The organism is Paracoccus marinus, assembly GCF_007018965.1.
In the GTDB taxonomy this organism is placed as follows: Bacteria; Pseudomonadota; Alphaproteobacteria; order Rhodobacterales; family Rhodobacteraceae; genus Paracoccus; species Paracoccus marinus.
In genome coordinates this window covers 437,950-464,315 of the sequence record NZ_VJYZ01000033.1, presented here as the reverse complement: position 1 = coordinate 464,315, position 26,366 = coordinate 437,950, and the positions used below count along the sequence as shown (strand labels likewise).

Genomic DNA, 26,366 nt, shown 5'->3' with positions numbered 1-26,366 from the left:
CATGGTCGAGCCGGACCGGCAGGGAGGGGACAGATGGCCTTGTTCAGCAGCATCGAGGATCGCGCGCGTGTGGAAAGCGAGCCCTATGCGGCGCGCGACGTACCCGCGACGATCTACCAGGCGGTGACGCGCACGCAGGAACGGTTCGGGTCGCGCCCGGCGGTCAGCTTCCAGCTGCTGTCCGATCCGCATTCGCGCAGCTGCACCCTGACCTGGACCGAGCTGCACGAGCGCGTGACCGAGGCCGCGAACCTGTTCCGCGACCTGGGCGTCGGGCCGGGCGACTGCGTCGCCTATCTTCTGCCGAACTGCCCCGAGGCGGTCATCACGCTGCTTGGCGGGGCGACGGCGGGGATCGTCAACCCGATCAACCCGCTGCTCGAGGCCGAGCACATCGCGGGCATCCTGCGCGAGACGCGGGCCAAGGTGCTGGTGACGCTGAAAGCATTCCCCAAGACCGACGTGGCGCAAAAGGCCGCCGACGCCGTGGCCCTGGCCCCGAACGTCAAGACGATCCTGCAGGTCGACCTGAACCGCTATCTGGCGCCGCCGAAGAGGTGGCTGGTCCCGCTGCTGCGCCCGCGCATCAAGGCCGCGCACAAGGCCCGCGTCATGGACTTCGAGGGCGCGGTCGCGCGCCATCGCCACGACGCGCTGTCGTTCGAGGACCGGCCCGAGGACCGGGTCGCCGCCTATTTCCACACCGGCGGCACCACCGGCACGCCCAAGCTCGCGCAGCACAAGGCGTCGGGCATGATCTACAACGGCTTTCTCGGCGGCACGCTGCTGTTTGACGAGACCGACGTGCTGATGTGCCCGCTGCCGATGTTCCACGTGTTCGCGGCCTACCCGATCCTGATGAGTTGCGTCCATTCCGGCGGGCACCTGGTCATGCCGACGCCCGCGGGCTATCGCGGAGACGGCGTGTTCGACAACTTCTGGAAACTGATCGAACGCTGGCGCGGCACCTTCCTGATCACCGTTCCCACCGCGATCGCCGCGCTGATGCAGCGGCCCGTCGATGCCGACGTGTCGTCGCTGCGCTCGGCGATTTCCGGGTCGGCGCCGCTGCCGATCGAGCTTTACAACCGCTTCAAGGCCGCGACCGGCGTCGAGATCGCCGAAGGCTACGGCCTGACCGAGGCGACCTGCCTTGTCAGCTGCAACCCGGTGGACGGGCTGAAGAAGGTCGGCTCGGTCGGCATCCCCCTGCCCTACACCGAGGTCCGCATCCTGCGCCGCACGCCCGACGGCTTCCACCAGTGCGCCACCGACGAGATCGGCGAGATCTGCGTGTCGAACCCCGGCGTTTTCGAGGGCTCGACCTACACCGAGACGGACCAGAACCGCGACCTGTTCGCGGACGGACGGTTCCTGCGCACGGGCGACCTGGGCCGGCTCGATCCCGACGGCTACCTTTGGATCACGGGTCGGGCCAAGGACCTGATCATCCGCGGCGGCCACAACATCGACCCCGCCGTCATCGAGGAGGCGCTGGCGTCCCACCCGGCGGTGGCGTTCGCCGGCGCGATCGGCCAGCCCGACGCCTTCGCGGGCGAACTGCCCTGCGCCTATGTCGAACTAGTGGGCGGCGCCACCGTGTCGCAGGACGACCTGCTGGAACACGCGCGCGCCCATATCGCGGAACGCGCGGCGGTGCCCAAGCACATCGAGATCATGTCCGAGCTGCCCAAGACCGCCGTCGGCAAGGTCTTCAAGCCCGAGCTGCGCAAGATGGCAATCAAGCGCGTCTACGACGCGGCGCTGGAGGGCAGCGGCAGCCACGTGGTCGAGGTGGCGGACGACAAGAAGCGCGGGCTGGTCGCGAAACTGTCCCGCGATCCCGGCTGCGACGAGGCAGCCGTGAAGCAGCGGCTGGGCAGCTTTACGCGGCCGTGGGACTGGTCGTAGGACCGGACACATAGGCGGCTGGCGTTTTCCCTTGGGCGGGGGGTGATTCGGGCGCATGCTCGGACCCTCACCGCCTGACAGGAGAGAGCCATGACTTTCCGTAAATGCGCCGCCGCGACGATCGCCGCACTGCTGGCCGCCGCGCCTGCCCTGGCGCAGCAGGCCCCGACTGCGACAACGCCGCCCACCACCACGACCGCCTCCCCCGCCCCGGCGGCGGCACCGGCGACCGAACCCGCAACGCCGGTGATCCGCCCTGCACGCGGGTCGGGCTGCGGGAAGGCGAAGCAGCTGACTTCGTAGGGCGGCTTGGCCCGGGCCGCCCGACCTGGGCAGGGTCCTGAACGGCGGGCCGCAGGCGCGCGCGTTATCACCGAGCAGCGCGATGGCACCCGGCGGGTGGCCCGGGCGTTGGTCCCGGCCATGACCGACGACCACCCCACCTGCCCGCTATGCCTGCGCCCGATTCCGCCGGGCGTCCCGCAAAGCCGCCACCACCTGATCCCCAAGCTGCGCGGCGGCAAGGGCGGCGAGACGGTGCTGCTGCACCACGTCTGCCACCGCACGATCCACAAGACGCTGAGCGAGACGGAACTGGCGCGGAACTACGCGTCGGTGGAGGCGCTACGGGCACACGAGGGGCTGCGGCGGTTCTTCGACTGGGTGGGGAAGCGGCCGGCGGGGTGGCGGGGGAAGGTGCGGTGAGGATTTCTCATGCTCGCACCCTAAATAAGGTTTGAATGCTTAGATGATAAGCCAAGTCACGCCATAAACTTGACCAAGCAAAATTTGCGCCTGCTGCACTCGCGGAAGGTCGCCGTACTCGCGCCGCACCTCTCTCGCCTCGTCGACATTCGCCGATATGTCAAAGATAAGGTCGGCCTGCGCCCTTACCTCCTCACTCGTGACCGCAGCCTTTCGCAGCGAGGGAATTTTAAGCACATCTCCAGTGAAGGATCTCTCAAATCTCTGTGGTTGGGAGTGCATTGTCGCATTTCCGCCTGCGGCATCATAAGTAATATTGTGGTTTGGACCAACCGCAGGTCCGACGTCTAGTGGGTCAAGAAGAACAACGCTATCGATGATGGAGTCGTTCTGGAAATTTTCGTGCAGATCGTTGCGCGAGTAAAATAGGGGAGCGCAGTAGAACGTATTTCCCCGCGCGCGACTGAGCTCCTGCAATCTTTGATGCTGATCGTTATCAACTCGGAACCGGTAGTATGGTGCGTTGTACCGGTTGTAAAATGCCGCATTTTTACCTGCTCGCCGCTCTGCGTAATGTGAAACCTTGTGCTGAATGAAAATCATATAGGAGAAATTGCCTTGCGTTATGCGAAACTCAACGTCGTAACCAAGGGTTTTCTCCTGTCTCTGTGAGGGAATATGTGGGTATGTGGCTATGATTGCGGCGTTTCGTTGCACGTATGTATGATTATAGCAGAACTCAAACGCACGTTCGCTGAAGCCAGGTGTCAAAATTTTATCCTTCCAAACGAAAAGGCGCGCAAGTTATTTATCTCGTAAACTTCTTATACTTCACCCGCTTCGGCTCGATCGAGTCCGGCCCCAGCCGCCGCACCTTGTCAGCCTCATACGCTTCGAAGTTTCCCTCGAACCACTCCACATGCGCGTCGCCCTCGAACGCGAGGATGTGCGTGCACAGGCGGTCCAGGAAGAAGCGGTCGTGCGAGATGATGACGGCGCAGCCGGCGAAGTCCTCCAGCGCCGCTTCCAGCGCCTGCAGGGTCTCCACGTCAAGGTCGTTGGTCGGCTCGTCCAGCAGCAGGACGTTGCCGCCCGATTTCAGCAGCTTCGCCATGTGGACGCGGTTGCGTTCACCGCCCGACAACAGCCCCACCTTCTTCTGCTGGTCGGTGCCCTTGAAGTTGAACGCGCCGCAATAGGCGCGGCTCGCAATGGTCGCGTCGCCCAGCGCGATGATCTCCGCCCCGCCCGAGATTTCCTCCCACACGGTCGCTTCGGGGTTCAGCGCGTCGCGCGACTGGTCCACGTAGGACAGCTGCACCGTCTCGCCGACCACGATCTGGCCCTCGTCGGGCTGCTCGCCGCCGGTCAGCATGCGGAACAGCGTGGACTTGCCGGCGCCGTTCGGGCCGATTACGCCCACGATCGCGCCCGGCGGGATCGAGAACGACAAATCCTCGATCAGCAGCTTGTCGCCCATCGCCTTTTTCAGGCCGGTCACGTCGAACACCTTGCCGCCCAGCCGCTCGCCGTTCGGGATGACGATCTGGGCGTTGGCGATCTTCTCGCGCTCGGATTTCGACGCCATCTCGTTATAGGCGTTGATCCGGGCCTTCTGCTTGGCCTGCCGCGCCTTGGCGCCGGCGCGGATCCAGTTCAGCTCGCGTTCCATCGACTTCTGCTTGGCCTTGTCCTCGCGCGCCTCCTGCTCCAGCCGCTTGGCCTTTTGTTCCAGCCACGAGGAATAGTTGCCTTCCCACGGCACGCCGCGGCCGCGGTCCAGTTCCAGGATCCAGCTGGTGATGTCGTCGAGGAAATAGCGGTCGTGGGTGACGGTCAGGATCGTGCCGGGATATTCAATCAGGTGCTTTTGCAGCCAGGCGATCGTCTCGGCGTCAAGGTGGTTGGTCGGCTCGTCCAGCAGCAGCATGTCGGGCTGTTCCAGCAGCAGCTTGCACAGCGCGACGCGGCGACGCTCGCCGCCAGACAGGCTTTCCACGTCGGCGTCATCGGGCGGGCAGCGCAGCGCGTCCATCGCGATGTCGACCTGCGTGTCGAGGTCCCACAGGTTCGAGGCGTCGATCTCGTCCTGCAGCTGCGCCATCTCGTCGGCGGTCTCGTCCGAGTAGTTCATCGCCAGCTCGTTGTAGCGGTCGAGCTTGGCCTGCTTGGCGCGCACGCCCTCCATGACGTTGCCGCGCACGTTCAGCGCGGGGTCAAGATGCGGTTCCTGCGGCAGGTAGCCGACGGTCGCGCCCTTGGCGGCCCAGGCCTCGCCGGAAAAGTCCTTGTCGATCCCGGCCATGATCCGCAGCAGCGTTGATTTCCCCGCGCCGTTGACGCCCACGACGCCGATCTTGACGCCCGGAAGGAAGTTCAGGTGGATGTTCTCGAAGGTCTTCTTGCCGGAGCCATAGGCCTTGGACACGCCTTCCATGTGATAGACAAACTGTTGGGCCATGATCCGCTCCTGTCCGCTGGTTGCGGCCTGTCTAGGCGATCGCGGCGCTGAGTTGAAGCGCCGCGACGCAAGGGATCGCGGCGTCCGGTGCGCGCAGGCGGCCGTCCCGCTAACGGGTCGGTCAGCGGATGCGGGCGGTGAAGTCGCGGCCGAACTGGGTGTCCAGGAACGCGAACTGGTGTTCCATCCGGGCGCGCAGCGCCGCCCGCGCCTCGTCCGGGACCGACAGCGTCGAGGTCGAGGCGAAGACGCGGCTGCCGAGGTTGCGGTAGTCGTGGGGGGCAAGGCCGAAGAACAGCTCGACCTGCCGCATCAGGCCCAAGGGATCGGACGCGATCCGCCCGAAGGGCAGGTAGAGCAGCCGGTCGGCCCCGAAGCGCGCGTTCCAGCGCGGCACGTAGGTCGCGTAGTCGCCCCGGTCCAACAGCACGGGGTCCGCCGCCTCGGCAAGCCAGTCATCGACCGACGCGGGCCTGCGGTTCTTGCGCGACAGGTTCATCTTCAACTGGCTGATCGCCCGGTCCACGGGGTGGCGGACGATATAGACGAACTTCGCACGCGGCAGGAACTTGGCCACGAAATCGACGCCCTCGTCGGGCAGGGTCGAATATTCGGGCGTCACGTCCAGCGCCTTGGTGCCGGCGGGAGCGGGCGCAAAGACCTGCTTGTACCAGTGGTTGGTGAACATCTCGCCCCGCGTCACGCGGTCGAGATAGGCGGCGAGGTCGGGGGGCACGTCCTGCCCCTTCGCCTCGTAGCGTTTCGCGATGTTCTGCCGGCCGCGGCGGAAATGCCAGGGCAGCCACGCGCGATGCTCGGGGACGAAGCGGTGATTGAAGAACTGGACTTCCTTGAACGGCGGCGACCAGACCTGCGGGTGCTGCGCCAGCATCTGGCTGAGCCAGGTGGTTCCCGCCTTCTGCGCGCCGATGCCGATCAACTCGGGCTTGCGGGGGCGGCCGTCGGGGTTCCAGCCTGCCGTCAAGCGGTCCCCCACAGATCGTAATCCGACGCCTCATCCACCGTCACCGTCACCAGGTCACCCGGCTTCATCGCCTCGAACCCTTTGTCGATGAACAGGTTGCCGTCGATCTCGGGCGCGTCGGCCATGGTGCGGCAGGTCGCGCCGTCCGCGTCCACGCTGTCCACGATCACCTGCTGGCGCGTCCCGACCTTGGCCGCGAGCTTCGCCGCCGAGATCACCTGCGACTTTTCCATGAAGCGGTCCCAGCGGTCCTGCTTCACCTCGTCGGGCACATGGTCCGGCAGGTCGTTGGCGCGCGCGCCCCTGACGTTTTCGTACTTGAAGCAGCCGACGCGATCCAGCTGCGCCTCGTCGAGCCAGTCGAGGAGGTATTGGAACTCCGCCTCAGTCTCGCCGGGGTAGCCGACGATGAAGGTCGAGCGAAGGGTGATGTCCGGGCAGGCCGCGCGCCATGCCGCGATCTCGTCGAGCGTCCGGGCAGACGCGGCGGGGCGGGCCATGCGCTTCAGCACGTCGGGGTGCGCGTGCTGGAACGGAATGTCGAGATAGGGCAGCACCCCCGCGCCCGCCGCCGCCGTGTCAGCCATCAGCGGGATCAGGTCGCGGACATGCGGATAGGGATAGACATAGTGCAGCCGCACCCACGCCCCAAGCGAGCCGAGGTCGCGGGCGAGGTCGGTAATGTGGGCGCGGTGGCCGCGTTCGGTCTCGTGCCGGCGGTCCAGCCCGTAAGCCGAGGTGTCCTGCGAGATCACCAGCAGCTCGCGCACGCCGGCCTGCACCAGCTTTTCCGCCTCGCGCACGACCGCATGGGCCGGGCGGCTGACGAGGCGGCCGCGCATGTCGGGGATGATGCAGAACTTGCAGCGGTGATTGCAGCCCTCGGAAATCTTGAGATAGGCGTAGTGGCGCGGGGTCAGCTGCACCGAGGACGCGGGCAGCAGGTCCACGAATGGATCGGGCGCGGGCGGCACGGCGGCGTGAACCGCGTCCAGCACCTGCTCGTACTGGTGCGGCCCGGTTACGGCCAGCACCTTGGGATGCGCGCCGGTGATGTAGTCGGGTTCCGCCCCCAGGCAGCCGGTCACGATCACGCGCCCGTTTTCAACCAGCGCCTCGCCGATCGCGTCGAGGCTTTCGGCCTTGGCGCTGTCGAGAAAGCCGCAGGTGTTCACGATCACCGCATCCGCGCCCTGATAGTCGGGGCTGATCGCATAGCCTTCGGCCCGCAGCCGCGTCAGGATGCGCTCGCTGTCCACCAGCGCCTTGGGGCAGCCAAGGCTGACCATGCCGATGGTCGGTTGGCCGTCGCGGCGCGCGTCGGCGGGAACGGCCGCGCGCGCAAGATCGGGACGCAAAAGCGGGGGATTCTGGGCCAGGGTCTGGGTCATGGGGGCGGATATAGCGCGCGGCGGGCCGGACGCAAAGCGCCGCTCGCTTGATCGTGGTCGGTGCGGGGTTGCATCGTGGCGCGGCTGCGGCAGACTGCGGGGATGAAGCGCACCCTGTCCCTGATCATTGCGGCGATGCTGGCACTTGCGGCCTGCGCCCCGGCGCCTGACATGTCGCCAGAAACGATGCCCGCGCCTTCGGGCAATCCGGGGCCGATCCCGCCGCATATCCCGCATTCGCCGGTGCCGAACCAGTTCATGCCGACGGCGGTCGCCGCCGAGCCGATCGTCATCATGAACAACAAGGGCGGCAACGTCATGCAGGCGATCTCGCGCCGCGACAAACTTGCCGCGTCCGGCCGGCCGGTCGAGGTGCGCGGATATTGCCGGTCGGCCTGCACGATCTACATCACGCTGCCGAACGCCTGCCTTGGCCCCGGCGCGACCGTCGGGTTCCACGCCCCGCGCATCCCCGGCACCCAGATCGTGCCGCCGATCGTGGACGAAATGATGGCGCAGTACTACCGCGCCGGCATCCTGCGGAAGTGGCAGGACGAATGGCGCCATTCGCTGTCGATGACCAAGATCTCGGCCGCCGAGTACAAGCGCCTCGACCCCGCCGTCCGCATCTGCCGGAACTGACCGCCGCCCGCGCTCAGCGCGGCGGAATGGCGAGACCCGCGGCCGACATCAGGCGGTCGGATGCGTTCTCGACCGTGGGCTCGACGCGCGGCAGCAGCGCCGATGCGGGCAGGCCAGGGGGCACCGGGTCCAGGAACTCGATCACCGCGACGCCGGGCCGGACGCGCATCCCGCCCTTGGGCCAGAACATGCCCGCGTTGGTGGCGACGGGCTGGCACGGCAGGTCGGATGCCGCGTACAGCGTGACCACGCCCCCCTTCCACGGCCGCCGCTCGCCCGGGACCGTGCGCGTCCCCTCGGGATAGATGATGAGCTGGCCGAGCCCGCGCTTCATCGCCTCCTGCACGGCCGCGACCATCGCGGCGCGCGCCGCGGGGCCACGGGCGCGGTCGATCGGGACCGATCCGACCTCGCGCGCGAACCAGCCCATGATCGGCACCCGCATGATCTCGCGCTTCATGATGAAGGCGCGTTGCGGGCAGGCCTGGGCGATCGCGAGGATGTCGAGGAAGCTTTGATGCTTGGCCGCCACGATGCAGTCGAAGTCGGGCGGCGTGCCCCGCACCTCGACCCGGACCCCGAAATGCAGGCGCGCCGCGCGCAGCATGTAGTCGATCCAGACCTGCGACACCTCGAGCGCGCCGGTCCGCCCGCGCCGCATGGCCTTGGGCAATCCCCAGATGCCGATCAGCAGCGTCGCGAGCGACACGTGCAGGTAGTAGGCGGCGGTCCGCAGCCACCAAAGACCCGGCAGCGTTCCGGGGCGATAGGCGGGGTCAGCCACGTCGCGCATGACGGGCGCGGTGCCGCCGGGTGCCTCGCGTGTGTCGAAACGCCGATCCTCGGGTGCGTATCCGGCCATCAGCGCACCTCGCGCAGCATCCGCAGCGCGGCGCGGCGGGTGGCGAAGAACCCGACCGCGCCCGCGACCGGCGGGATCAGCAGCGGCCAGAGCCAGCCCCAGCCCTGGAACCCGAGCCCGGTCAGGAACCCGCCGGCGGCGCTCATGTCGGGCAGCGCCGCGATCGCGAGCATACCCGCGACGGTGCCGGCCGCCGCGCCCAGCGCCGCGCGGCGGGTGAAGCGGCGCACGAAGGCGGTGGCGATGGTGATGTCGCGCGCGCCGATCAGCCGCAGCACCTGGATCACCTGCCCGTTCGCGGCCAGCGCCGCCGTCGCGGCGAGCGTGATCATGGCGGTGGAAACGGCCCCGATCAGGATCAGCGACAGCCAACCGAGCGTCCGCAGCCGGCTTGCCGCCGTCACCAGCGGGCGGCGCCAGGCGGTGTGATCGTCCAGCACGGCGCCGGGCGCCTCGGCCTCGAGCCGCAGTTGCAGCGCCTCGTGGTCGATGCCGCCGCTGTCCATCGCCACCTCGATCAGGCGCGGGATCGGCAGGGCGTCCACCGGCATGTCGGGGCCGAACCAGGGGGCGAGTAGCGCCTCGACCTCTTCGGGGGCCAGCGAGCGGGCCGAGCCGACGCCGGGCGTCGTGGTCAGGACCTGAAGCGCGGCGGCGGTCCGCGCCTCCAGCGCCTCGGCCGGGGCGGTCACGCGCACCGTCGCGGTCTGCGCCAGCCCCTCGGCCCAGCGGTCGGCCAGACGGCCGGTCGCCAGCGCCAGCGCCAGCGCGAACACGGCAAGAAACGCCATGACGCCCGCGCTGAACAGCGTCAGCGTCGCGGTGTGGCCGGTGGGCGGCACGATCCGGTCGGCCATCCCCCCCTCGCGGCTGGTCAGGCCGCGCCACAGGGTGGCGAGCGTCAGCCCGCGCACCGGTCCGATCGGCAGTCGCGCCGACATCTTGCGGAACGGCATCTTCACAGGTCCGCCCCCGCCGCTTGAAGCCGCTTGCCCGCGATCCGCAGCACCCGCGCCTGGACGTGACTTTTCGCCGCCCGGATCAGGTTCAGATCGTGGGTCGCCAGCAGAACCGTCTTGCCCGAGCGGTTCAGCTCGACCAGCAATTGCAGAAGCCGCATCGACATCTCCCAGTCGAGGTTGCCGGTGGGTTCGTCGGCAAGGATCACGTCGGGCGACAGGATCACCGCGCGCGCCAGCGCCGCGCGCTGGCGTTCGCCGCCCGACAGGGACGGCGGCAGGGCGCGCGCCTGGGGCGCAAGCTGGACCCACGACAGAAGGTCGCGGATCGCCGGCAGGTCGATCGGCTGCCCCGACACGGTCAGCGGCAGGGCGACGTTTTCGGCCACCGGCAGATGGTTGAGGAACTGCGTGTCCTGGTGGACGACCCCCACCCGGCGGCGCAGCGCGGCGATCCCGTCGCGGTCCAGCGCGGCGACGTTCTGACCGAACGCGGTCACGGTGCCGCCCCGGGGCAGAAGATCGGCATAGGCCATCCGCAGGACCGTGGTCTTGCCCGACCCCGACGGCCCGGTCAGGAAGTGGAACGAGCCCGGCGGAAGGTTCAGCGACAGGCCGCGGAACAGCTCTGCCCCGCCGCCATAGCCGAAGCTCACGTCCTGCATGTCGATCACGCGTTTCTCCTTTGCGCCGCGGTCCGCGGGCCTTGGCGATACCCTTGCGGGTGCGGCTTCTTGGCGACCGGACCGGGCGTTGATAGAACGTCCCGGCGGCGAATGCCAGAAAGCGCGGCCGGGCCGTTGTCGTCGGCATGGCCGGGTTTATGGTTGCCTTGCGGAGGCTGGGCCGGGCGGTTCTGGCCCCAAGGGACGAGGGACGGATGCGGCTGACCTGCCCGCGCTGCGGCGCGCAATACGAGATCGACGGATCCCAGATCCCCGCCGCCGGACGCGTCGTGGAATGTTCCGCCTGCGGCGAAAGCTGGCGGCAGGCGCCCGAGGCCGAGGCGGAGCCGCTGCGGCTGGTCCCCACGCCCCCGGGCGGGACGTTCCCGAACGCGGGGGCTGCTGGCGGGCAGGGTGATGGCGAGGATGTCCCGCAGCCGTTCGACGCGACCGACCGACCGCCGTTGAACCGGCCGCTCAGCGAATCGATCCTGTCGATCCTGCGCGAGGAAGCGGGGCGCGAAATCTCGGCCCGCCGCCGCGACCTGGGCGCGGGTGAGGAGCTTGAGGATGGCACCGGCGGCGAAGATGCCGGTGCGGGCGACGACCCCGACTATTCCCCGCCGCCCCTGCCCGCCCCCGGCGCCGACCTGGCGACGGACGCGGCGACCCGCATCCTGCCCCGGTCCGGCCCCGACCTGTTCGGTGACGAGGACGACGCGCTGTGGCCCGCCACCACTCTGACCCACCCCACCCCGGACCGGCCCGACGCCCTCCCCGCCGACCGGCCTGGGGCCGAGGACCCTATCGGACACCCGGCAGTCGACGCGCGCCGGAACGATGCCGTGGCACCGCCCGCGCTGACCGACACCGACGCGTCAGCCGACGACGTGCTGCTGCACGACCACGAGACGCTTGCGGGTGACCACAGCGGCCATCACGAGCGGGAACCGGGACGGAACGACCCCCAGTCCGACCCGCTGGATCGCGACGACCCCGCCCCTGTCGTGCCCGGCATCGCTGCGGCGCACTTGTTCCGCGAGGGGACCTTCCACGATGAGTCAGCCCTCATCACGCCGCCGAACCAGCACCCCGCGCCGCTCGCTCCTGCACCCGCCCGGACTGCCGCGATCCCCTATGCGGTCCCGCCGGAAGCGCGTGCCCGGCGCCGCGGCGACCGGCGCGGGGCCTACGACAGCGGCTTCGCTCTGGCGTTGATGGTCGCGCTGCTGGCGCTTGCGTTTTATGCGCTGGCGCCGCGAATGGCGGATCAGGGCGCGTTCGGCGCGACGCTGATGGACCTGCGCGAACAGGCGGACGAGGGCCGCGCGTGGCTGCAATCGCGCGCCGACGGCCTGATCGACGGACTGCGGCGCTGAGGCACGGCGGTTGATGCGCGTGTCGCGGATCGGGCGCCTGCCGCTGGAACGCCACGGCAGAAGTGATGCGTCGATGGTCAGCGCATTAGGTCCGGCAATGAGCGACGGGGTCACGCAGGCACATGCTGCAGCCGTTTGTTGCGGCTGACGGTCGATGCAAAGGTGTCCGCAGGGACGCCACAGCTTCCGTTATCTCACGGCTGAACCTTCGGACCGGCCTGCCGGTGGCGCGGGCCCGCATCGGATGGCGAAGCAGGAACACTCTGCTGGTTTGCGGCGGCCTGCCGAATGGTCGGTCGCGGGAGGGGATCAATGGGCCCACCGTCCGCAGGTTCCAGTCCGCGCCGCGCAAGACCCGTTGAGGCCGCAGCGTTCGCTTTGCCGCTGTATCGACCGGCAGCACCCTCAGAACCGATCCAGCAGCCGCCCCAGATAGTCGCGCTCGTCGCGGGGGCGGTCCTGTTCACCGCTGCGGCGGCGGATCTCGTCTTGCAGGTCGCGGGCGTGGCGGTTCGGGTCGCCGCCGTCAGCCAGCGGATCGCCGGTGGTGATTGATCCGCCGTTTCCGGCCATGTCGCGGCCCAAGGGGTCGGTGCCCGGCGGGGCGAGTTGCGCCGTGCCGTCGCCCCGGCCCTCGCCGGGGCGGCCGGTGTCGCCTTCGCCCTGCGCTTCTGCGTTCTCGCCCGGCTCGCCCTGAAGGCCGCGCCCCTGCGAACGCTGCAGGTCGGCCAGCGCCCGCATCCCCTCACGCATCGCCTCGATCGCATCGGCCTGGCTGTCGAGCGAGGCGGCGGGGTCGCCCTGTCGCAAGGCCTCCTCGGCCTCATCCATCGCCCGCGCGGCATCGTCGAGCCGATCGCCCGCCGCCCCGCCCTCGGGCGTGCCCCGCCCCGGCAGCAGCCCGCGCTGGCGCGCGATCTCGTCGCGCAGCGCCCGCTGGCGGTCGGCAAGCGATCCCTGCCCGCCACCCTGCGCCGCCCCGCCGCGGGGTTCGCCCGGGGTCGCGCCGTCGCCGCCCGACGGTTGCCCGGCCCCTTGCCCGTCAGAAGGCGCGCCCTCGTCCGACCCGCCCTGTTCGCCCTCGCCGCCCTGCTGACCCTCGCCGCCGTGATCGCCCACACCGCCGAACGGATTGTCCTGCGCCTGCCGCATCGCCTCGTCGGCAAGGTCCTGCTGCTCGCGCAGCGCCTCGCCCAGCCGCTCCATCGGCCGCGATCCCGGGCCGCCCCCCTCGCCTTCCGACTGGGTGACCTGCAGGCTTTCCATCATCCGGTTGAACTGCTCCAGCAGCTCCTGGGCCTCGGCCATCCGGCCCTCGTTCATCAGGCGCTGGATCTCGTCCATCATCTGCTGGATCTGGTCGCCGGTAATCGTGCGCCCTTCCTGCGGCGAACGGTCGAAGCGCTGCGCCGGGTCCTCGCCACGCTCGGCCAGCATGTCGGTATAGGCGTCGGTCGCGGCCTTCAGCTCGTCCATCAGCTTCTGGATCTCGTCCCGGCTCGCGCCGTTGCGGATCGCCTCGGACAGGCGCTCCTGCGCCTGCTGCATCTGGCGCAGCGCGTCGTCGAGCCCGCCATCCTCAAGCTGCACGGCCAGCGTCCACAGCGCCTCGGCCTGCTTGTCGCGGGTGGCGGGATCGGGCGTCCCCGCCTCGAGCGAGGCGACCGTCGCGGCAAGCACCGCCGCGGTTTCGGGCGCGATGTCGGGTTCGGCCCCGGCGGGCTGCCAGACGATCGTGCGAAGCAGCCGCGCCGTGTTGGCCGCGTTCTCGCGCGACCACAAAAGGTCGCGGCGCAGCTCGATCAGCGCGGCGGCGGTCGGGTCGAAGAAGCGGCGCCCGGGCAGGGCGAGGCGCTGCGGCGCGGTCTCGGCGGTCTGGCCGATGCCGTCTGTCACGCGGTAAACGATCGTCACGGGCAGGTTGGCCCAGGGGTGGCGCGAAAGATCGGTGTTGAGCCGCCCGCGCACGTCGCGGCGCTGGCCCGCGCCCGGCAGCGGCAGGTCCAGCGTGACCGGGTCGCGCGGCTCGGGATTGACGGCTAGACCAAAGCGGCGGTCGGTCGCGGCGAGGTCGAGCGTGACCACCGCCTGCCCGCTTTCGATCCCGTTGTCGTCACTGGCGGTGAAGTCCTGCACCAGTTTGCCGTCGGCCCGGCGTTCGGGCGTGCGGCCCGCCGCCACCTGCGGCGCATCGTCGGGCAGCACGCGGATATCCAGCGACCGGCCGGCGACGGTCAGCGTGCCGTCACGCTCGGCCATGAACTCGGGTGCGTCGGGGTCGGCTTCGGGACCCGCCACCGCCGCGCCGATGTCCTGCGCCACAACCGCGCCGCTGCCGTAAAGCCGCAGGCTGACCTTCGACCCCTCGGGCAGTTCGACCGTGCCGCCCTGGGGGACGGCGTTCAGATAGACGGTCGGGCGGCGGGTATAGGCGGGGGGCGTGGCCCACCCCTCCCACCCCGGGCCGGCTTCGGGCGGGGGCTGCGGCGTCACCTGCGCCGGGCGCCAGGTCGAGGCGAGCGCGGCCCAGCCCTGCCCCATCTGCGCGGTGCCGCCAAACAGGATCGCCATCGCCAGCGCGGTCATCCCGATGAGCCGCAGCGCGAAAGGGTCGCGCCGGGTCAGGCCCGCGTCGGGCGGGACCGCGCAGGCGGCGGATGCGGCCGCGTGCATGCGCGCCAGATGCGCGCGCCACAGCGCCTGCGCGCCCTCGTCGTCCGTGCCCAACGCCATGCGGTCGGCCAGCGCCGACAACGGCGCGCCCGGCAGGGTCGCATCGACCCGCGCGCGGGCGGATGCGCGCTGCGGGCGGCGAAACCGCGCGATGCCCCATGCGGCGGCGGCGCAAAGCGCAAGCGCCCACACCGCCGCGACGCCCACCGCCACCCGCGGCGGCAGCAGTCCCAGCACCCCCAGCGCCAGCGGTGCCAGGCCCAGCGACAGCACCGTGAGCGCGGGCCAGAACGCGCGCAGCGCCCCTTCCCACCACAGCCCGGCGAGCGTCAGGCCAACCGCCCGGCGCGCGCGTCCCGGTTCCGACGACAAGGGCGCGCGCGGGGTCAGAGCCATGGCGGTATCGCGTCGCGCGCCAGCATCTCGTCAATGGTGGGGCGCGGACGGATCACGGCGTAGCGGTCGCCCGCGACCAGCACCTCGGGCACCAGCGGGCGGGAGTTGTATTCGGACGCCATCACCGCGCCGTAGGCCCCGGCCGACCGGAACGCCACCAGATCGCCCGCGCCGAGCCGGGGCAGATCGACCCCGCGCGCGAAGGTGTCGCCGGTTTCGCAGACCGGGCCCACCACGTCCACGGGCGCGACCGGCGCCCCGACCTCGGGCCGGGCGACGGGCACGATGTCGTGGTGCGCGTCATACATCGCCGGGCGGATCAGGTCGTTCATGGCCGCGTCCAGGATCAGGAAATCCCGGCCCTCGCCATGCTTCAGGAACACCACCTCGGACAAAAGGACGCCGGCGTTCCCGACGATGTTGCGGCCCGGCTCGATCTCGATCTCGCAGCCCAGATCGCCCACGGCGTCGCGGATCACCTGCCCGTATTCCAACGGCAGCGGCGGGGCCGTGTTGTCGCGGCGGTAGGGGATGCCAAGCCCGCCGCCCATGTCCAGCCGCATGATCGCGTGCCCGTCGCCCCGCAGCGCCCGGCACAGTTCGGCCATCTTGGCGTAGGCCTGCCGGTAGGGGTCGAGATCGGTCAGCTGGCTGCCGATATGCATGTCGATGCCGACGACCTGCAGGCCCGGCAGCCGCGCGGCCATCGCATAGACCTCGCGCGCGCGGGCGATGGGGATGCCGAACTTGTTCTCGGACTTGCCGGTGGCGATCTTGGCGTGGGTCCTTGCGTCCACGTCGGGGTTCACGCGAACGGCGATCGGGACCGTGGCGCCAAGGGTTGTCGCGACCTCGGACAGGGCGGCGAGCTCGGGCTCGCTTTCAACGTTGACCTGGCGGATCCCGCCCTCGATCACCTGCCGCATCTCGGCCCGGGTCTTGCCCACGCCGGAGAAGACGATCCGCTCGCCCGGCACGCCCGCCGCCCGCGCCCGCGCGTATTCGCCGCCCGACACCACGTCCATGCCCGCGCCCAGATCGCCCAGCAGCTTGAGCACCGCGAGGTTCGAGTTCGCCTTGACCGCAAAGCAGATCAGGTGGCCGGTCCAGTCGAGCGCCTGCCGGAACATCAGGAAATGCCGGGTGAGGGTCGCGGCGGAATAGACGTAGACGGGCGTGCCCACCTCTGCCGCGATCCGCGACAGGGGGACGCCTTCGGCGTGAAGTTCGTCGTTGAGATAGTTGAAGTGGTCCATCAGCCGATCCTGGCCGAGCGCAGGAACAGATAAAACGGCAGCGCGCAGCCGATCCCCAGCGCCAGCGCGGGCAGCGCCAGAAGCGCCGCCCAGTTCCGGCGCACGGTGGTTTCCACCCCGCACCACAGCGCCAGCGTGGCGCCCGCAACCGCGCCCTGCCCTTTCGGCAGCCCCGGGCCATAGGCGACCGAGACGCCCGCGCCGATAAGCGCCAGCGCCAGCCAAGCCAGCCTGAGTGGGGTGAGCCCCGAAAGGATGGGGTCAGCGAACACGCGGCTCCAATCCGATCAGGTCGGAACCTGACAGCGACACCGGCGCGTGGCGGGCGTTCGGGTTGTAGACATAGACCTTGTCCGACACGACCGGGATCTCCTCCATCGAGCTGCCCTTGCCGCTGCCCCCGCCGCCGCAGGCCGACAGCGCGCCGAGTGCGACGACGACGCCCAGCCGCGCGAGCGCGGGTCGATTGATGCGGGCCCCTGCGGTGCCCCGGGTTGCGATCACGTCCATCCTGCTCTCCTCAACGATCGGGCGCATTCTGTGGCGCACCTTGTGCGACAATCTTGCCGCGACCCCGCGGATTTGTGAACCGCCACGTTGCGGCCAAGCGAGAACGTGATCCGCCAGGCAGGCGCCCTGCGGGACGCCCCCCACCGTCAGGCGCCGTAGGATGCGCCGACGGTCGCGTAGCCCGAAACCGTCACCGGCAACGGCTCGGACGAGACCGTCTGGCCGGGCGTCACCGGTGCGCGCGGGGGCTGGTTCGCCGCCGCGCCCGACATCCGCCCCGGCGCGCGCGGCGGCCCGTCGACGCCACAGGCGCCGAGGCCCGCCACCAGCGCGCCGGCCGCGACCAGCGCCGCCCCTTTTCGCATCGTCGCCCCGAATGTCATGCCCATTCCCCCATGATTTCCTGCCACCGCTTCACCTGCGCGCGCACCTGATCGGGCGCGGTCCCGCCATAGGACATCCGCGACGCAACCGAGTTATGCACCCCCAGCACGTCATAGACCGCATCCGTTATCGCCGGGTTAACCGCCTGCATCTCGGCAAGGCTCAGGTCGGGCAGGTCCACGCCCCGCGCCTCGGCCGCCGCGACCAGCGCACCGGTGGCGTGATGGGCGTCGCGGAACGGCAGCCCCGCCTCGCGCACCAGCCAGTCGGCCAGATCGGTCGCGGTGGAAAAGCCGCTCGACGCCGCAGCCTGAAGCCGGTCGCGGTTGACGGTCAGGTCGCCGATCATCCCGGTCATCGCCGCCAGCGCCAGCATCAGCGTGTCGGCGGCGTCGAACACCTGCTCCTTGTCTTCCTGCATGTCCTTTGAATAGGCGAGCGGCAGGCCCTTCATCACCGTGAACAGCGCCACCGTCGCCCCCAGAACGCGGCCGATCTTGGCCCGGATCAGCTCGGCCGCGTCGGGGTTGCGCTTTTGCGGCATGATGCTGGACCCGGTGGACCAGCGATCCGACATGGCGACGAACCGGAACTGCGCCGAGGACCAGATCACCAGTTCCTCGGCCAGACGCGACAGGTGCATGGCGCAGATGCTGGCGGCGGCAAGGAACTCCAGCGCGAAGTCGCGGTCGCTGACGGCGTCGAGCGAATTGGCCGTCGGCCGGTCGAACCCCAGCGCGGCCGCCGTGGCATGCCGGTCGATCGGGAAGCCCGTGCCCGCAAGCGCCGCCGAACCCAGGGGCGATTCGTTCATCCGCGCGCGGGCATCCCGGAAACGCGACAGGTCGCGGCCGCACATCTCGACATAGGCCATCATGTGATGGCCCCACGTCACCGGCTGCGCGGTCTGCAGGTGGGTGAAGCCCGGCATCACCCAGTCGGCGCCGGCATCCGCCTGCGCCACCAGCGCCGCGACCAGCGCCTGCAAACCACCGATCGCCGCATCGCACTGATCGCGCACCCACAGGCGGAAGTCGGTCGCCACTTGGTCGTTCCTCGACCGCGCGGTGTGCAGCCGGCCGGCGGGCTCGCCCACCACTTCCTTCAGCCGCGCCTCGACATTCATGTGGATGTCCTCGAGCGAGGTCCTGAACGCGAACTCTCCGCGCTCGATTTCTGACAAGACGGTGAGCAGCCCTTTCCCGATCGCCTCGGCATCGGTAGGGCTGATGATGCCTTGCGCGGCCAGCATCGCCGCGTGGGCCCGGCTGCCCTGGATATCCTGGGCGCTCATTCGTTGGTCGAACCCGATCGAGGCGTTTATCGCCTCCATGATCGCGTCCGGCCCCGAGGCGAAGCGCCCGCCCCACATGCTGTTGGCATCGGCTGTCGTGGGGGTGCTGGGCGCGTCGGTCATCGGTTCGTCCTTTGCCGGAGGTCACATGCTGCTGCGGTCCATCGCCCTTTATACGTCGCTCCTTGTCGCTGCAAACGTGGCCGGGGCCCTGCCCGCGGCCGCCGGTCCGGTGGACTGGCAGGCGGCCCGCGACGCCGGGCTGACCAAGCTGACCGACGCCGTTCAACCCGTGCCGGACGTGCAGTTCACCGACGCGGCGGGCAAGCAGGTCAGCCTTGCCGACTGGAAGGGCAAGGCGCTGCTGGTGAACTTCTGGGCGACGTGGTGCGCCCCCTGCCGCGAGGAGATGCCGTCGCTCGACGCGCTTCAGGCGCAGCGCGGCGGCGAGGACTTCGCCGTCCTGACCATCGCCGCCGGGCGCAACCCGCCGCCCGCGATCCGCAAGTTCATGGACGAGACCGGGGTGAAGAACCTGCCCATGCTGACGGACGAGCGGATGGCCTTGGCGCGCGGCATGGGTGTTCTGGCGATGCCCGTCACGATCCTGATCGACGCCGAAGGCAACGAGGTCGCGCGCATGATCGGCGACGCCGACTGGGCGTCGCCCGCCGCGCTGGCGGTGGTGGACCAGCTGCGCGCAAAGTGACGCTCATGCCTGCCCGTGCCGGTGGCACGAGGTCAGGTGGTCGTTGACAATGCCCGTCGCCTCCATGAACGCATAGGTGATGACGGGGCCGCAAAAGCGGAACCCCGCGGCCCGCAGCGCCTTGGACATGGCGCGCGATTCTACCGTCTCGGTCGGCACGTCGGACTGGGTGGCGAACCGGTTCACGATCGGCTCGCCGCCGGTGAAGCGCCACAGGAAATCGGAAAAACTTTCGCGATCTTCCACGGCGAGGAACGCGCGCGCATTCCCCACCGCCGCCTCGATCTTGCCGCGATGGCGCACGATGCCGGGATCGGCCAGCGCCCGCGCGACGTCGGCATCGGTCCAGCAGGCCAGCCTTTCGGGGTCGAACCCGTCAAAGACGCGCCGAAAATTATCCCGCTTTCTCATTATTGTAATCCAGCTCAGCCCGGCCTGAAACCCGTCGAGCACCAGCTTTTCGAACAGCGCCCGCGGGTCGCGTTCCGCCACCCCCCATTCGGTGTCGTGATACGCGGTGTACAGCGGGTCGGTGCCGCACCAGGGGCAGCGCACGGGCGCATCGTCGGTCATCATCCGTTAACCTCATCCTCGCATTTCCGGACGCATTTACCTGATCTTAGAGCATTCTGGTCAGGGATCAGTGACGAATGAAAGGAGGACAGCGTGTCCCGAAACGACGATCCGGCAACCCGCGGCGGCGCCCCATCCGGGCGCGGGCCGCGCACCTCGCCAATCGACTTCACGGTCGACCGGCAGTCCGCCCTGACGATCGCCACCGTCGAGGATGCGGTCAGGCGGGGCGACGGCCTTCTGGCCTACCAGCCGGTCGTGCAGTCCTATCGCCCCGACCGACCAGCCTTCTACGAGGGACTGATCCGGATCGTGGACGTGACCGGCCGGCTGATCCCGCTGCGCGATTTCATGCCGCATGTGGAAACCACCGAACTTGGCCGGCAGATCGACTGCCTCGCGCTGTCGCTGGGCCTGCAGACGCTGACCCAAGAGCCGGCGGTCCGGCTGTCGGTGAACATGTCGGCGCGCTCGATCGGGCACGAGGACTGGGCGCGGACCCTGGCCGACGGGCTCAGGAACCGCGAAAGCATCGCCGAGCGGCTGATCCTCGAGGTCACGGAAAGCTCGGCCATGGACCTGCCGGACGAGGTGCGGACGTTCATGCACGACCTGCAGGGGCGCGGCGTCAGCTTCGCGCTGGACGATTTCGGCGCGGGCTACACCTCGTTCCGCTATCTGCAGGACTTCTGCTTCGACATGATCAAGATCGACGGCCGCTTCATCCGCGGCATTGCCGAGGAACGCGACAACCAGGTCCTGACCCGCGCGCTGCAGTCGATCGCCCACCATTTCGACATGTTCACCGTGGCCGAATCGGTCGAAACGGCCGAGGACGCGGCATTCCTGATCGAGATGGGGCTGGACTGCCTGCAGGGCTACTATTTCGGCGCCCCGACCATCGTGCCGCCGTGGCGATCCCCCGGCAGCACCGCGCAGCGCCGGTGAGTGGCCCAGCGGCGCGCGGCACCCGTTGCCGGGCCTCTCAAGCACCGGCTGCGGGCAAAAAGCGTCGGGGTTGGGCAACAATCAGGCATCCGCTAACGTTCCGGCCATGAACAAGCCTCAGGGAGGGGGTAAATCATGGACAAGGTTGCGCTGGTTACAGGGGGGTCGCGCGGGATCGGCGCGGCGATCAGCAAGGCGTTGAAAGCGCAAGGCTATCAGGTCGCCGCGACCTATGCCGGCAATGACGAGGCGGCGCGCGCCTTTTCGGGCGAGGCGGGGATCCGCAGCTACAAGTGGTCGGTCACCGACTACGACGCCTGCCAGACCGGTGTGCGCCAGGTCGAGGAGGACCTGGGCCCGGTGGCGGTCCTCGTCAACAACGCGGGCATCACCCGCGACGCCATGTTCCACAAGATGACCCCGACCCAGTGGAAGGAGGTCATCGACACGAACCTGACCGGGCTTTTCAACATGACGCATTGCGTCTGGTCGGGCATGCGCGACCGGAAGTTTGGCCGCGTCATCAACATCAGTTCGGTGAACGGGCAAAAGGGCCAGGCCGGTCAGGCGAACTATTCGGCGGCAAAGGCGGGCGACATCGGCTTCACCCGCGCGCTCGCGCAGGAAGGCGCCCGGGCGGGGATCACCGTCAACGCGATCGCGCCGGGCTATATCGGCACCGAAATGGTCCGCGCCATCGACGAAAAGGTGCTGACCGACCGCATCCTGCCGCAGATTCCTGTCGGACGGCTGGGCGAACCGGAGGAAATCGCGCGCTGCGTCGTGTTCCTTGCCTCCGACGAGTCCGGCTTCATCACCGGCTCGACGCTCAGCGCGAACGGGGCGCAGTTCTTTGGCTGACCCCGCCGTGCGGTAAGGGCGAAGGTTCGTGCAGCCCAGCCCCGACCTTTCCGGGTTCGGTTTCGGTCCCGCCGGTTGATGGTCCGGCGGGATCGAAGATGCGAAGGCCGTTCGCTGGAGCGAGGACCGCTTGTCACCGGTCGAGCGGCTGCGCATGCAAGAGTGAAAGGCTAAGTCGGTAGCCGGCGCACGGTATTACGCGGCTCGCGGGCGTGGTTCTCCGTGTGTGTAAAATTGATGCTTGGCAAATTGCGGTTTTTTGTCAGCCACTTACATTCCATCTAACAAAAATTTTGCGGTTATCATCCATAATACAAGCACCACAGCCACTGCCAGTGAAAGCCACGGAGATGCTCTGCGTAGAGCAGCTCTGTTGAAGATGAGAGCCCATATGCAGAAAAAAAAGAAAATTGTAGGCAGAAGATTTACAACAGCTAATGCTGCTGCGACGTCAAATATACTGGAGCCCGTTTTTGAAAAAAAGTACTTGGAATTCGGAGCGATGGTAATGACAAAAATAACCATGTAGGATACCACGTATCCACAAAGTATATAAAATGCATGCGTGTTGCGGAATGAAGATCGCATATACAGCCAAAGGTTCCTATAACTGCAAGTGTCGCCACACTTAACGTACTAAGATCTATACCGCCAAGTAGCGTGCCGGACGACACCCAGTACACTCGCAAGCACCGCCTTTTGCCGGCGCGTGTGGGCGGCGGTGTCCTGCACCCTCGTTTTTCCATTAGCTTCTACCGCTCGACCGGACAGCCGCTGCACCGCGACCTCCCCTACCCGCAGCTTCCCTCATCGTGCCGCCTCAAGCGGCAGGACCGGCGCGATCGCGCCGGCCCTGGTGTCAAAAAAAACCTGATCGGAAAAACAACTGCCGGCGGCCAGGGCGGATCCGGGGCGGCCGGGGAGGAAAGATGCGCCCCGAAAGGCGCGGCGCGGACTAGTGGGTGAGCCGGGCGATCTCTTCCTTCAGACGCAACTTCTCGCGCTTCATCTCGGACAGCGAGATGTCGTCGGTGCCTGGCGCACGCTGGGCACGCTCCACGGCTTCGGACAGATTCTGGTGCTTCTTGCGCAGTTCCTGAACGTGCGAGGCGACGGACATGGGCAGACACTCCTGTTCTGTGGTCAGTGTCACAAAACGAACACAGATTTCCGATTCTGTCACCGCCTTTCCGGCGGTTTCAGGTCCAGGGCCGCGCCGCCGCGCAGAACTGCCTGCGCTTCGGGCGTCAGATCCTCGCCGTCGTGCAGATGGCGCGCGTTCGCGTGCATGACGAAGGGCGCGAGCAGGCGCAGGGGCCCGCGCGCGCCCTTTCGCGCGGCGACGATGACCCGCCCCGCGGCCGCGCCCGCGCGGGGCGCGACCGGCAGGATCGCCACGTCGCCCGCCCGGCCCGACAGCGCGTCCAGCAGGTCGCCCAACCGCTCGGCCCGGTGGATGACGGTCAGCCAGCCGCGCGGCCGCAGCCGCCGCAGGCCGGTGTCGATCCAGTCGGCAAGCGGCGTTTCCTCGTGCCGCGCGCCGGCCCGATAGGCGTCGGGGGCGCGGGTGCCGGTGGCGAAGAACGGCGGGTTCGCGATCACGTGGTCCACCGAGGTCGCCGCCACGCCGGGCGGCAGCCGCGACAGATCGCCCGTGACGATATGGGCGGCCAGGCCCGCCGCGTCGGCATTGGCGCGGGCGAGGTTCGCGGCCAGCGGGTCACGCTCGATGCCCGCGAGCGTCAGCCCCGGCACCCGCACGCCCAGGCAAAGCAGCGCGGCCCCCGCGCCGCAGCCAAGTTCCAGCACCGACTGCCCCGGCGCGGCGGCGCAGGCGGCCGCCAGCATCACCGCGTCGGCCCCGGCGCGGTAGCCGTGCGCGGGCTGCGTCAGCCGCAGGCGTCCGCCCAGGAAATCGTCGGTGCGGGTCGGAACCGGGCTTGCGGTCACGTGACGGTGGTCAGGTGATGTCGTGGTCGCGCAGGATCGCGCGGGCCATGAACAGGTCGCGGTCCGCGACCATAAGCCGCCGCGGCAGGATCCCCAGCGAGCCTTCGAGAACGCTCATGTGCTGGTCCAGCTGGAACGCCGCGATCCCCTCGCCCGCCAGCAGATCGGCGGCGCGTACGAGGGTCAGGGGATCGGTGGCGCGCAGCACTTCCTTCATGGCAGGCGAAGGCTAGCGGCCGGTTGCGAAACTGTCCACGGCGTGGCAAGCCCTCGGCCGAAAGGATCCGCGCATGGCCATGAAAGACAACGGTGAACCGCTGGAACGGCTGTCCCGGCTTCTGTCGGACGACATGGCCGCGGTGAACGCGCTGATCCGCGAACGCATGGTCAGCCGCCACGCGCCCCTGATCCCGGAAGTCACGGCCCATCTGGTCGAGGCGGGGGGCAAGCGGCTCAGGCCGCTGCTGACGGTCGCGGCGGCGCGGCTGTGCGGATACCAGGGCACCCGGCATCACCTGCTGGCCGCGACGGTCGAGTTCATCCACACCGCGACGCTGCTTCACGACGACGTGGTGGACGAAAGCCGCCAGCGCCGCGGGCGGCCGACCGCGAACCTGCTGTGGGACAACAAGTCCAGTGTTCTGGTCGGCGACTACCTGTTCGCGCGCAGCTTCCAGCTGATGACCGATACCGAAAACCTGCGGGTGATGGAGATCCTGTCGAACGCCTCGGCCACGATTTCCGAGGGCGAGGTGCTGCAGCTGACCGCCGCGCGCAACCTTGCCACCGACGAGGACGTCTATCTGCAGGTCGTGCGCGGCAAGACCGCGGCGCTGTTCTCGGCCGCGGCCGAGGTGGGCGGCGTGATCGCCGAGGCGCCGGCCGAACAGGTGCGCGCGCTTTACGACTTTGGCGATGCGCTGGGGATTGCGTTCCAGATCGTCGACGACGTGCTGGACTATGGCGGCGCGACCGACACGATCGGCAAGAACGTCGGCGACGATTTCCGCGAGCGCAAGCTGACGCTGCCGGTCATCAAGGCGGTCGCGGCCGCCGATGCGGACGAGCGCGCGTTCTGGCAGCGCACGATCCAGGATGGCGACCAGCAGGACGGCGATCTGGACCGCGCGATGGCGATCCTGGCCCGGCGCGGCGGGATCGAGGCGGCGCGCGCCGATGCGCTGGCGTGGTCCGACCGCGCCCGCGCGGCGCTGGATCCCCTGCCCGACCACCCTGTGCGCGACCTGCTGGCCGAGATGGCCGGGTTCGTGGTGGCCCGCGTCGCCTGACGCCGAAGGGCCCGGCGCGAACCGGGCCCCTTGCATGTTCTCGGGCGATCAGTTGTAGGCGTTCTCGCCGTGACTGGTCAGGTCCAGTCCCTGGCGCTCGTCGTTCGTATCGACCCGCAGGCCGATCGTCGCCCGGACCAGGTAGATCGCCGCGAAGGACACCAGCGTCGACCAGACCACGCAGGTCGCCACGCCCAGCGCCTGGACGCCGACCTGGCGGCCCATGTCGAATACGGCGACCGATCCGGTCGAATAATCGAACACGCCCGATCCGCCCAGCGCGGGTGCCGCGAACACCCCGGTCAGGATCGCGCCAACGATGCCGCCCACGCCGTGGATGCCGAACACGTCGAGGCTGTCGTCGATCCGCATCCGCGATTTCATGACCACCACGAACCACATGCAGGCAAGACCCGCGGCGACGCCGATCGCGATCGCGCCCATCGGCCCGACGAAGCCCGCGGCGGGCGTCACGCCGACCAGACCCGCGACCGCGCCCGACACGCCGCCCAGCAGCGACGGGTGCCCGCGCAGGATCCATTCGCCCAGGCTCCACGCCAGCGCGGCGGCGGCGGTGGCGACTGTCGTGTTCAGGATCGCGAGCGCGGTCAGGCCGTTCGCCTCGAGGTTCGAGCCAGCATTGAAGCCGAACCAGCCGATCCATAGCAGGCACCCGCCCAGCAGCGTGAAGGTCAGGTTGTGCGGCGCCATCAGTTCCTTGCCGTAGCCCACGCGCGGCCCCGCGACATGCGCCGCCACCAGCCCCGCGACGCCCGCGTTGATGTGGATGACGGTGCCGCCCGCGAAGTCGAGCGCCCCGTGCGAGAACAGGTACCCCGCGGGCGCCGTGTAGGCGCTGGGGCCGCCCCACCACCAGACCATGTGCGCCATCGGCAGGTAGGACAGGAAGAACCAGATCACGACAAAGGCGAGAATGGCCACGAACTTCATCCGTTCGGCCGTGGCGCCCACGATCAGCGCGGGCGCGATGCAGGCGAAGGCCATCTGGAAGATGACGAAGGACAGCTCGGGAATGAACACCCCGGCCGAGAACGTCTCGGCCACCGACGAGGTGGTGACCCCGGACAGGAACGCCTTGGACAGCCCGCCGATGAACGGCGTCAGCGGCCCCGCGGCCGCGGCGTCACCCGCGCCGGTGAAGGCCAGCGAATAGCCGACGCAGACCCACAGGATCGCCATGACCGAAAACACGGCCAGCACCTGCATCAGCACCGACAGGACGTTCCGGGACCTGACCAGCCCGCCGTAGAACAGGGCGAGGCCGGGGATCGTCATCATCATGACGAGGATCGCCGACACCATGACCCAGGTCGTGTCGCCCTTGTCGGGCACCGGCGCGCTCGTGACGGCGGCGGGCACGGCTGCCGTCACGGCGTCGGTCGCCTGCGCCAATGCCGCGCCGGCGACCGACATCAGCGCCAGCGCCGCGATCGTCCCGCCGGCGATCCGAACGGCGCCGCGACCCGTGCCCGGGGAATGTTCGTATGTCATCTTGCCTCGTCCATCTCGTCCAAGCTGCGACCGGGTCGCGGATGCGCCCGC

Annotated in this window: 27 protein-coding genes; 9 read left to right on the top strand and 18 right to left on the bottom strand. The window is 69.0% G+C overall.

The window, feature by feature from the left end; genetic code table 11:
- The first annotated feature begins 33 nt into the window (after positions 1–33).
- From FNF32_RS14415 to FNF32_RS14405, 3 genes are all read left to right on the top strand, one after another.
- Positions 34–1,911 carry an acyl-CoA synthetase gene (locus FNF32_RS14415; protein ID WP_131674819.1) on the top strand — a complete coding sequence of 626 codons (1,878 nt, stop codon included), beginning with the start codon at positions 34–36 and terminating at the stop codon, positions 1,909–1,911.
- A gap of 90 nt (positions 1,912–2,001) precedes the next feature.
- Entirely contained in the window at positions 2,002–2,214 is a 213-nt protein-coding gene (locus FNF32_RS14410) for a hypothetical protein (RefSeq protein WP_131674820.1), read from the top strand.
- A 120-nt stretch (positions 2,215–2,334) separates the two neighbouring features.
- Positions 2,335–2,616: an HNH endonuclease family protein gene (locus tag FNF32_RS14405; RefSeq protein ID WP_131674821.1), complete on the top strand. Its 282-nt coding sequence runs from the start codon at positions 2,335–2,337 to the stop codon at positions 2,614–2,616.
- A 39-nt stretch (positions 2,617–2,655) separates the two neighbouring features.
- On the opposite strand, the gene FNF32_RS14400 is transcribed toward FNF32_RS14405, so the two are convergent.
- The 4 genes from FNF32_RS14400 to rimO form a co-directional block, all read right to left on the bottom strand.
- Positions 2,656–3,387 carry an adenylosuccinate lyase gene (locus FNF32_RS14400; protein WP_143796701.1) on the bottom strand — a complete coding sequence of 244 codons (732 nt, stop codon included), beginning with the start codon at positions 3,385–3,387 and terminating at the stop codon, positions 2,656–2,658.
- Positions 3,388–3,424: 37 nt separating this feature from the next.
- Positions 3,425–5,077 carry an energy-dependent translational throttle protein EttA gene (gene ettA, locus FNF32_RS14395; protein WP_425467913.1) on the bottom strand — a complete coding sequence of 551 codons (1,653 nt, stop codon included), beginning with the start codon at positions 5,075–5,077 and terminating at the stop codon, positions 3,425–3,427.
- 121 nt (positions 5,078–5,198) lie between these two features.
- Positions 5,199–6,062 carry a sulfotransferase family protein gene (locus tag FNF32_RS14390; RefSeq protein WP_246087854.1) on the bottom strand — a complete coding sequence of 288 codons (864 nt, stop codon included), beginning with the start codon at positions 6,060–6,062 and terminating at the stop codon, positions 5,199–5,201.
- Complete coding sequence (gene rimO, locus FNF32_RS14385) at positions 6,059–7,441, bottom strand: 30S ribosomal protein S12 methylthiotransferase RimO (RefSeq protein ID WP_221930742.1); 1,383 nt, start codon at positions 7,439–7,441, stop codon at positions 6,059–6,061. The genes FNF32_RS14390 and rimO overlap by 4 nt, the downstream gene beginning before the upstream one ends.
- A gap of 114 nt (positions 7,442–7,555) precedes the next feature.
- Between rimO and FNF32_RS14380 the strand changes: the two genes are divergently transcribed.
- Complete coding sequence (locus FNF32_RS14380) at positions 7,556–8,095, top strand: hypothetical protein (protein WP_246087853.1); 540 nt, start codon at positions 7,556–7,558, stop codon at positions 8,093–8,095.
- 13 nt (positions 8,096–8,108) lie between these two features.
- Here FNF32_RS14380 and FNF32_RS14375 read toward each other — a convergent pair whose 3' ends face one another.
- From FNF32_RS14375 to FNF32_RS14365, 3 genes are all read right to left on the bottom strand, one after another.
- Positions 8,109–8,957 (bottom strand): lysophospholipid acyltransferase family protein, encoded by an 849-nt coding sequence (locus FNF32_RS14375; protein WP_246087852.1) that lies wholly within the window; start codon positions 8,955–8,957, stop codon positions 8,109–8,111.
- Positions 8,957–9,814, bottom strand: a complete 858-nt coding sequence (locus tag FNF32_RS14370) for a cell division protein FtsX (RefSeq protein WP_131674840.1) — start codon at positions 9,812–9,814, stop codon at positions 8,957–8,959. The genes FNF32_RS14375 and FNF32_RS14370 overlap by 1 nt, the downstream gene beginning before the upstream one ends.
- A 101-nt stretch (positions 9,815–9,915) precedes the next feature.
- Positions 9,916–10,590: a cell division ATP-binding protein FtsE gene (locus FNF32_RS14365; RefSeq protein ID WP_131674824.1), complete on the bottom strand. Its 675-nt coding sequence runs from the start codon at positions 10,588–10,590 to the stop codon at positions 9,916–9,918.
- Positions 10,591–10,727: 137 nt separating this feature from the next.
- Here FNF32_RS14365 and FNF32_RS15485 point away from each other — a divergent pair, with 137 nt between their 5' ends.
- Positions 10,728–11,960, top strand: a complete 1,233-nt coding sequence (locus FNF32_RS15485; RefSeq protein WP_246087851.1) for a zinc-ribbon domain-containing protein — start codon at positions 10,728–10,730, stop codon at positions 11,958–11,960.
- Between the two features lie 405 nt (positions 11,961–12,365).
- Here FNF32_RS15485 and FNF32_RS14355 read toward each other — a convergent pair whose 3' ends face one another.
- From FNF32_RS14355 to argH, 6 genes are all read right to left on the bottom strand, one after another.
- On the bottom strand, positions 12,366–15,029 hold the full coding sequence (locus tag FNF32_RS14355) for a DUF4175 domain-containing protein (RefSeq protein ID WP_131674825.1): 2,664 nt from the start codon (positions 15,027–15,029) through the stop codon (positions 12,366–12,368).
- The gene (gene lysA / locus FNF32_RS14350) at positions 15,020–16,285 is read right to left on the bottom strand and encodes a diaminopimelate decarboxylase (RefSeq protein WP_131674826.1); all 1,266 of its coding nucleotides are present in this window, start codon (positions 16,283–16,285) and stop codon (positions 15,020–15,022) included. Before lysA ends, FNF32_RS14355 begins: the two co-directional genes overlap by 10 nt.
- A complete protein-coding gene (locus tag FNF32_RS14345; protein ID WP_246087850.1) occupies positions 16,285–16,557 on the bottom strand; it encodes a DUF2834 domain-containing protein in 273 nt (90 codons plus the stop codon). The genes lysA and FNF32_RS14345 overlap by 1 nt, the downstream gene beginning before the upstream one ends.
- Entirely contained in the window at positions 16,547–16,795 is a 249-nt protein-coding gene (locus FNF32_RS14340; RefSeq protein WP_131674827.1) for a hypothetical protein, read from the bottom strand. The genes FNF32_RS14345 and FNF32_RS14340 overlap by 11 nt, the downstream gene beginning before the upstream one ends.
- A 146-nt stretch (positions 16,796–16,941) precedes the next feature.
- Positions 16,942–17,178: a hypothetical protein gene (locus tag FNF32_RS14335; RefSeq protein WP_185961973.1), complete on the bottom strand. Its 237-nt coding sequence runs from the start codon at positions 17,176–17,178 to the stop codon at positions 16,942–16,944.
- Positions 17,175–18,596, bottom strand: coding sequence for an argininosuccinate lyase (argH, locus tag FNF32_RS14330; RefSeq protein ID WP_131674829.1), 1,422 nt, complete (start codon positions 18,594–18,596; stop codon positions 17,175–17,177). The genes FNF32_RS14335 and argH overlap by 4 nt, the downstream gene beginning before the upstream one ends.
- Before the next feature lie 25 nt (positions 18,597–18,621).
- Between argH and FNF32_RS14325 the strand changes: the two genes are divergently transcribed.
- On the top strand, positions 18,622–19,182 hold the full coding sequence (locus FNF32_RS14325) for a TlpA disulfide reductase family protein (protein ID WP_131674830.1): 561 nt from the start codon (positions 18,622–18,624) through the stop codon (positions 19,180–19,182).
- Between the two features lie 3 nt (positions 19,183–19,185).
- On the opposite strand, the gene FNF32_RS14320 is transcribed toward FNF32_RS14325, so the two are convergent.
- Entirely contained in the window at positions 19,186–19,755 is a 570-nt protein-coding gene (locus FNF32_RS14320) for a DNA-3-methyladenine glycosylase I (RefSeq protein ID WP_131674842.1), read from the bottom strand.
- A gap of 162 nt (positions 19,756–19,917) precedes the next feature.
- Between FNF32_RS14320 and FNF32_RS14315 the strand changes: the two genes are divergently transcribed.
- A complete protein-coding gene (locus tag FNF32_RS14315) occupies positions 19,918–20,703 on the top strand; it encodes an EAL domain-containing protein (protein WP_246087876.1) in 786 nt (261 codons plus the stop codon).
- Positions 20,704–20,838: 135 nt separating this feature from the next.
- On the top strand, positions 20,839–21,564 hold the full coding sequence (gene phbB / locus FNF32_RS14310) for an acetoacetyl-CoA reductase (protein ID WP_131674832.1): 726 nt from the start codon (positions 20,839–20,841) through the stop codon (positions 21,562–21,564).
- A 955-nt stretch (positions 21,565–22,519) separates the two neighbouring features.
- Here the strand turns inward: phbB and FNF32_RS14305 are convergent.
- Genes FNF32_RS14305 through FNF32_RS14295 form a run of 3 tightly spaced genes read right to left on the bottom strand, consistent with a single transcriptional unit; the run spans position 22,520 to position 23,731 of the window.
- On the bottom strand, positions 22,520–22,684 hold the full coding sequence (locus FNF32_RS14305; RefSeq protein ID WP_131674833.1) for a YdcH family protein: 165 nt from the start codon (positions 22,682–22,684) through the stop codon (positions 22,520–22,522).
- Positions 22,685–22,743: 59 nt separating this feature from the next.
- Complete coding sequence (locus FNF32_RS14300) at positions 22,744–23,514, bottom strand: tRNA1(Val) (adenine(37)-N6)-methyltransferase (protein ID WP_246087849.1); 771 nt, start codon at positions 23,512–23,514, stop codon at positions 22,744–22,746.
- A gap of 10 nt (positions 23,515–23,524) precedes the next feature.
- Positions 23,525–23,731: a putative signal transducing protein gene (locus FNF32_RS14295; protein ID WP_131675015.1), complete on the bottom strand. Its 207-nt coding sequence runs from the start codon at positions 23,729–23,731 to the stop codon at positions 23,525–23,527.
- A gap of 73 nt (positions 23,732–23,804) precedes the next feature.
- On the opposite strand from FNF32_RS14295, the gene FNF32_RS14290 reads away from it, so the two are divergent.
- On the top strand, positions 23,805–24,803 hold the full coding sequence (locus tag FNF32_RS14290; RefSeq protein WP_131675016.1) for a polyprenyl synthetase family protein: 999 nt from the start codon (positions 23,805–23,807) through the stop codon (positions 24,801–24,803).
- A 48-nt stretch (positions 24,804–24,851) separates the two neighbouring features.
- On the opposite strand, the gene FNF32_RS14285 is transcribed toward FNF32_RS14290, so the two are convergent.
- The gene (locus tag FNF32_RS14285) at positions 24,852–26,315 is read right to left on the bottom strand and encodes an ammonium transporter (protein ID WP_131675017.1); all 1,464 of its coding nucleotides are present in this window, start codon (positions 26,313–26,315) and stop codon (positions 24,852–24,854) included.
- Positions 26,316–26,366 lie beyond the last annotated feature (51 nt).

Coding starts and splice junctions, on each gene's coding strand:
- FNF32_RS14415 (WP_131674819.1), top strand. CDS start 34: ATGGCCTTGTTCAGCAGCATCGAGGATCGCGCGCGTGTGGAAAGCGAG.
- FNF32_RS14410 (WP_131674820.1), top strand. CDS start 2,002: ATGACTTTCCGTAAATGCGCCGCCGCGACGATCGCCGCACTGCTGGCC.
- FNF32_RS14405 (WP_131674821.1), top strand. CDS start 2,335: ATGACCGACGACCACCCCACCTGCCCGCTATGCCTGCGCCCGATTCCG.
- ettA (WP_425467913.1), bottom strand. CDS start 5,077: ATGGCCCAACAGTTTGTCTATCACATGGAAGGCGTGTCCAAGGCCTAT.
- FNF32_RS14380 (WP_246087853.1), top strand. CDS start 7,556: ATGAAGCGCACCCTGTCCCTGATCATTGCGGCGATGCTGGCACTTGCG.
- FNF32_RS14375 (WP_246087852.1), bottom strand. CDS start 8,957: ATGGCCGGATACGCACCCGAGGATCGGCGTTTCGACACACGCGAGGCA.
- FNF32_RS14370 (WP_131674840.1), bottom strand. CDS start 9,814: ATGGCCGACCGGATCGTGCCGCCCACCGGCCACACCGCGACGCTGACG.
- FNF32_RS15485 (WP_246087851.1), top strand. CDS start 10,728: ATGGCCGGGTTTATGGTTGCCTTGCGGAGGCTGGGCCGGGCGGTTCTG.
- FNF32_RS14355 (WP_131674825.1), bottom strand. CDS start 15,029: ATGGCTCTGACCCCGCGCGCGCCCTTGTCGTCGGAACCGGGACGCGCG.
- lysA (WP_131674826.1), bottom strand. CDS start 16,285: ATGGACCACTTCAACTATCTCAACGACGAACTTCACGCCGAAGGCGTC.
- FNF32_RS14340 (WP_131674827.1), bottom strand. CDS start 16,795: ATGGACGTGATCGCAACCCGGGGCACCGCAGGGGCCCGCATCAATCGA.
- FNF32_RS14335 (WP_185961973.1), bottom strand. CDS start 17,178: ATGACATTCGGGGCGACGATGCGAAAAGGGGCGGCGCTGGTCGCGGCC.
- argH (WP_131674829.1), bottom strand. CDS start 18,596: ATGACCGACGCGCCCAGCACCCCCACGACAGCCGATGCCAACAGCATG.
- FNF32_RS14325 (WP_131674830.1), top strand. CDS start 18,622: ATGCTGCTGCGGTCCATCGCCCTTTATACGTCGCTCCTTGTCGCTGCA.
- FNF32_RS14320 (WP_131674842.1), bottom strand. CDS start 19,755: ATGACCGACGATGCGCCCGTGCGCTGCCCCTGGTGCGGCACCGACCCG.
- phbB (WP_131674832.1), top strand. CDS start 20,839: ATGGACAAGGTTGCGCTGGTTACAGGGGGGTCGCGCGGGATCGGCGCG.
- FNF32_RS14305 (WP_131674833.1), bottom strand. CDS start 22,684: ATGTCCGTCGCCTCGCACGTTCAGGAACTGCGCAAGAAGCACCAGAAT.
- FNF32_RS14295 (WP_131675015.1), bottom strand. CDS start 23,731: ATGAAGGAAGTGCTGCGCGCCACCGATCCCCTGACCCTCGTACGCGCC.
- FNF32_RS14290 (WP_131675016.1), top strand. CDS start 23,805: ATGGCCATGAAAGACAACGGTGAACCGCTGGAACGGCTGTCCCGGCTT.
- FNF32_RS14285 (WP_131675017.1), bottom strand. CDS start 26,315: ATGACATACGAACATTCCCCGGGCACGGGTCGCGGCGCCGTTCGGATC.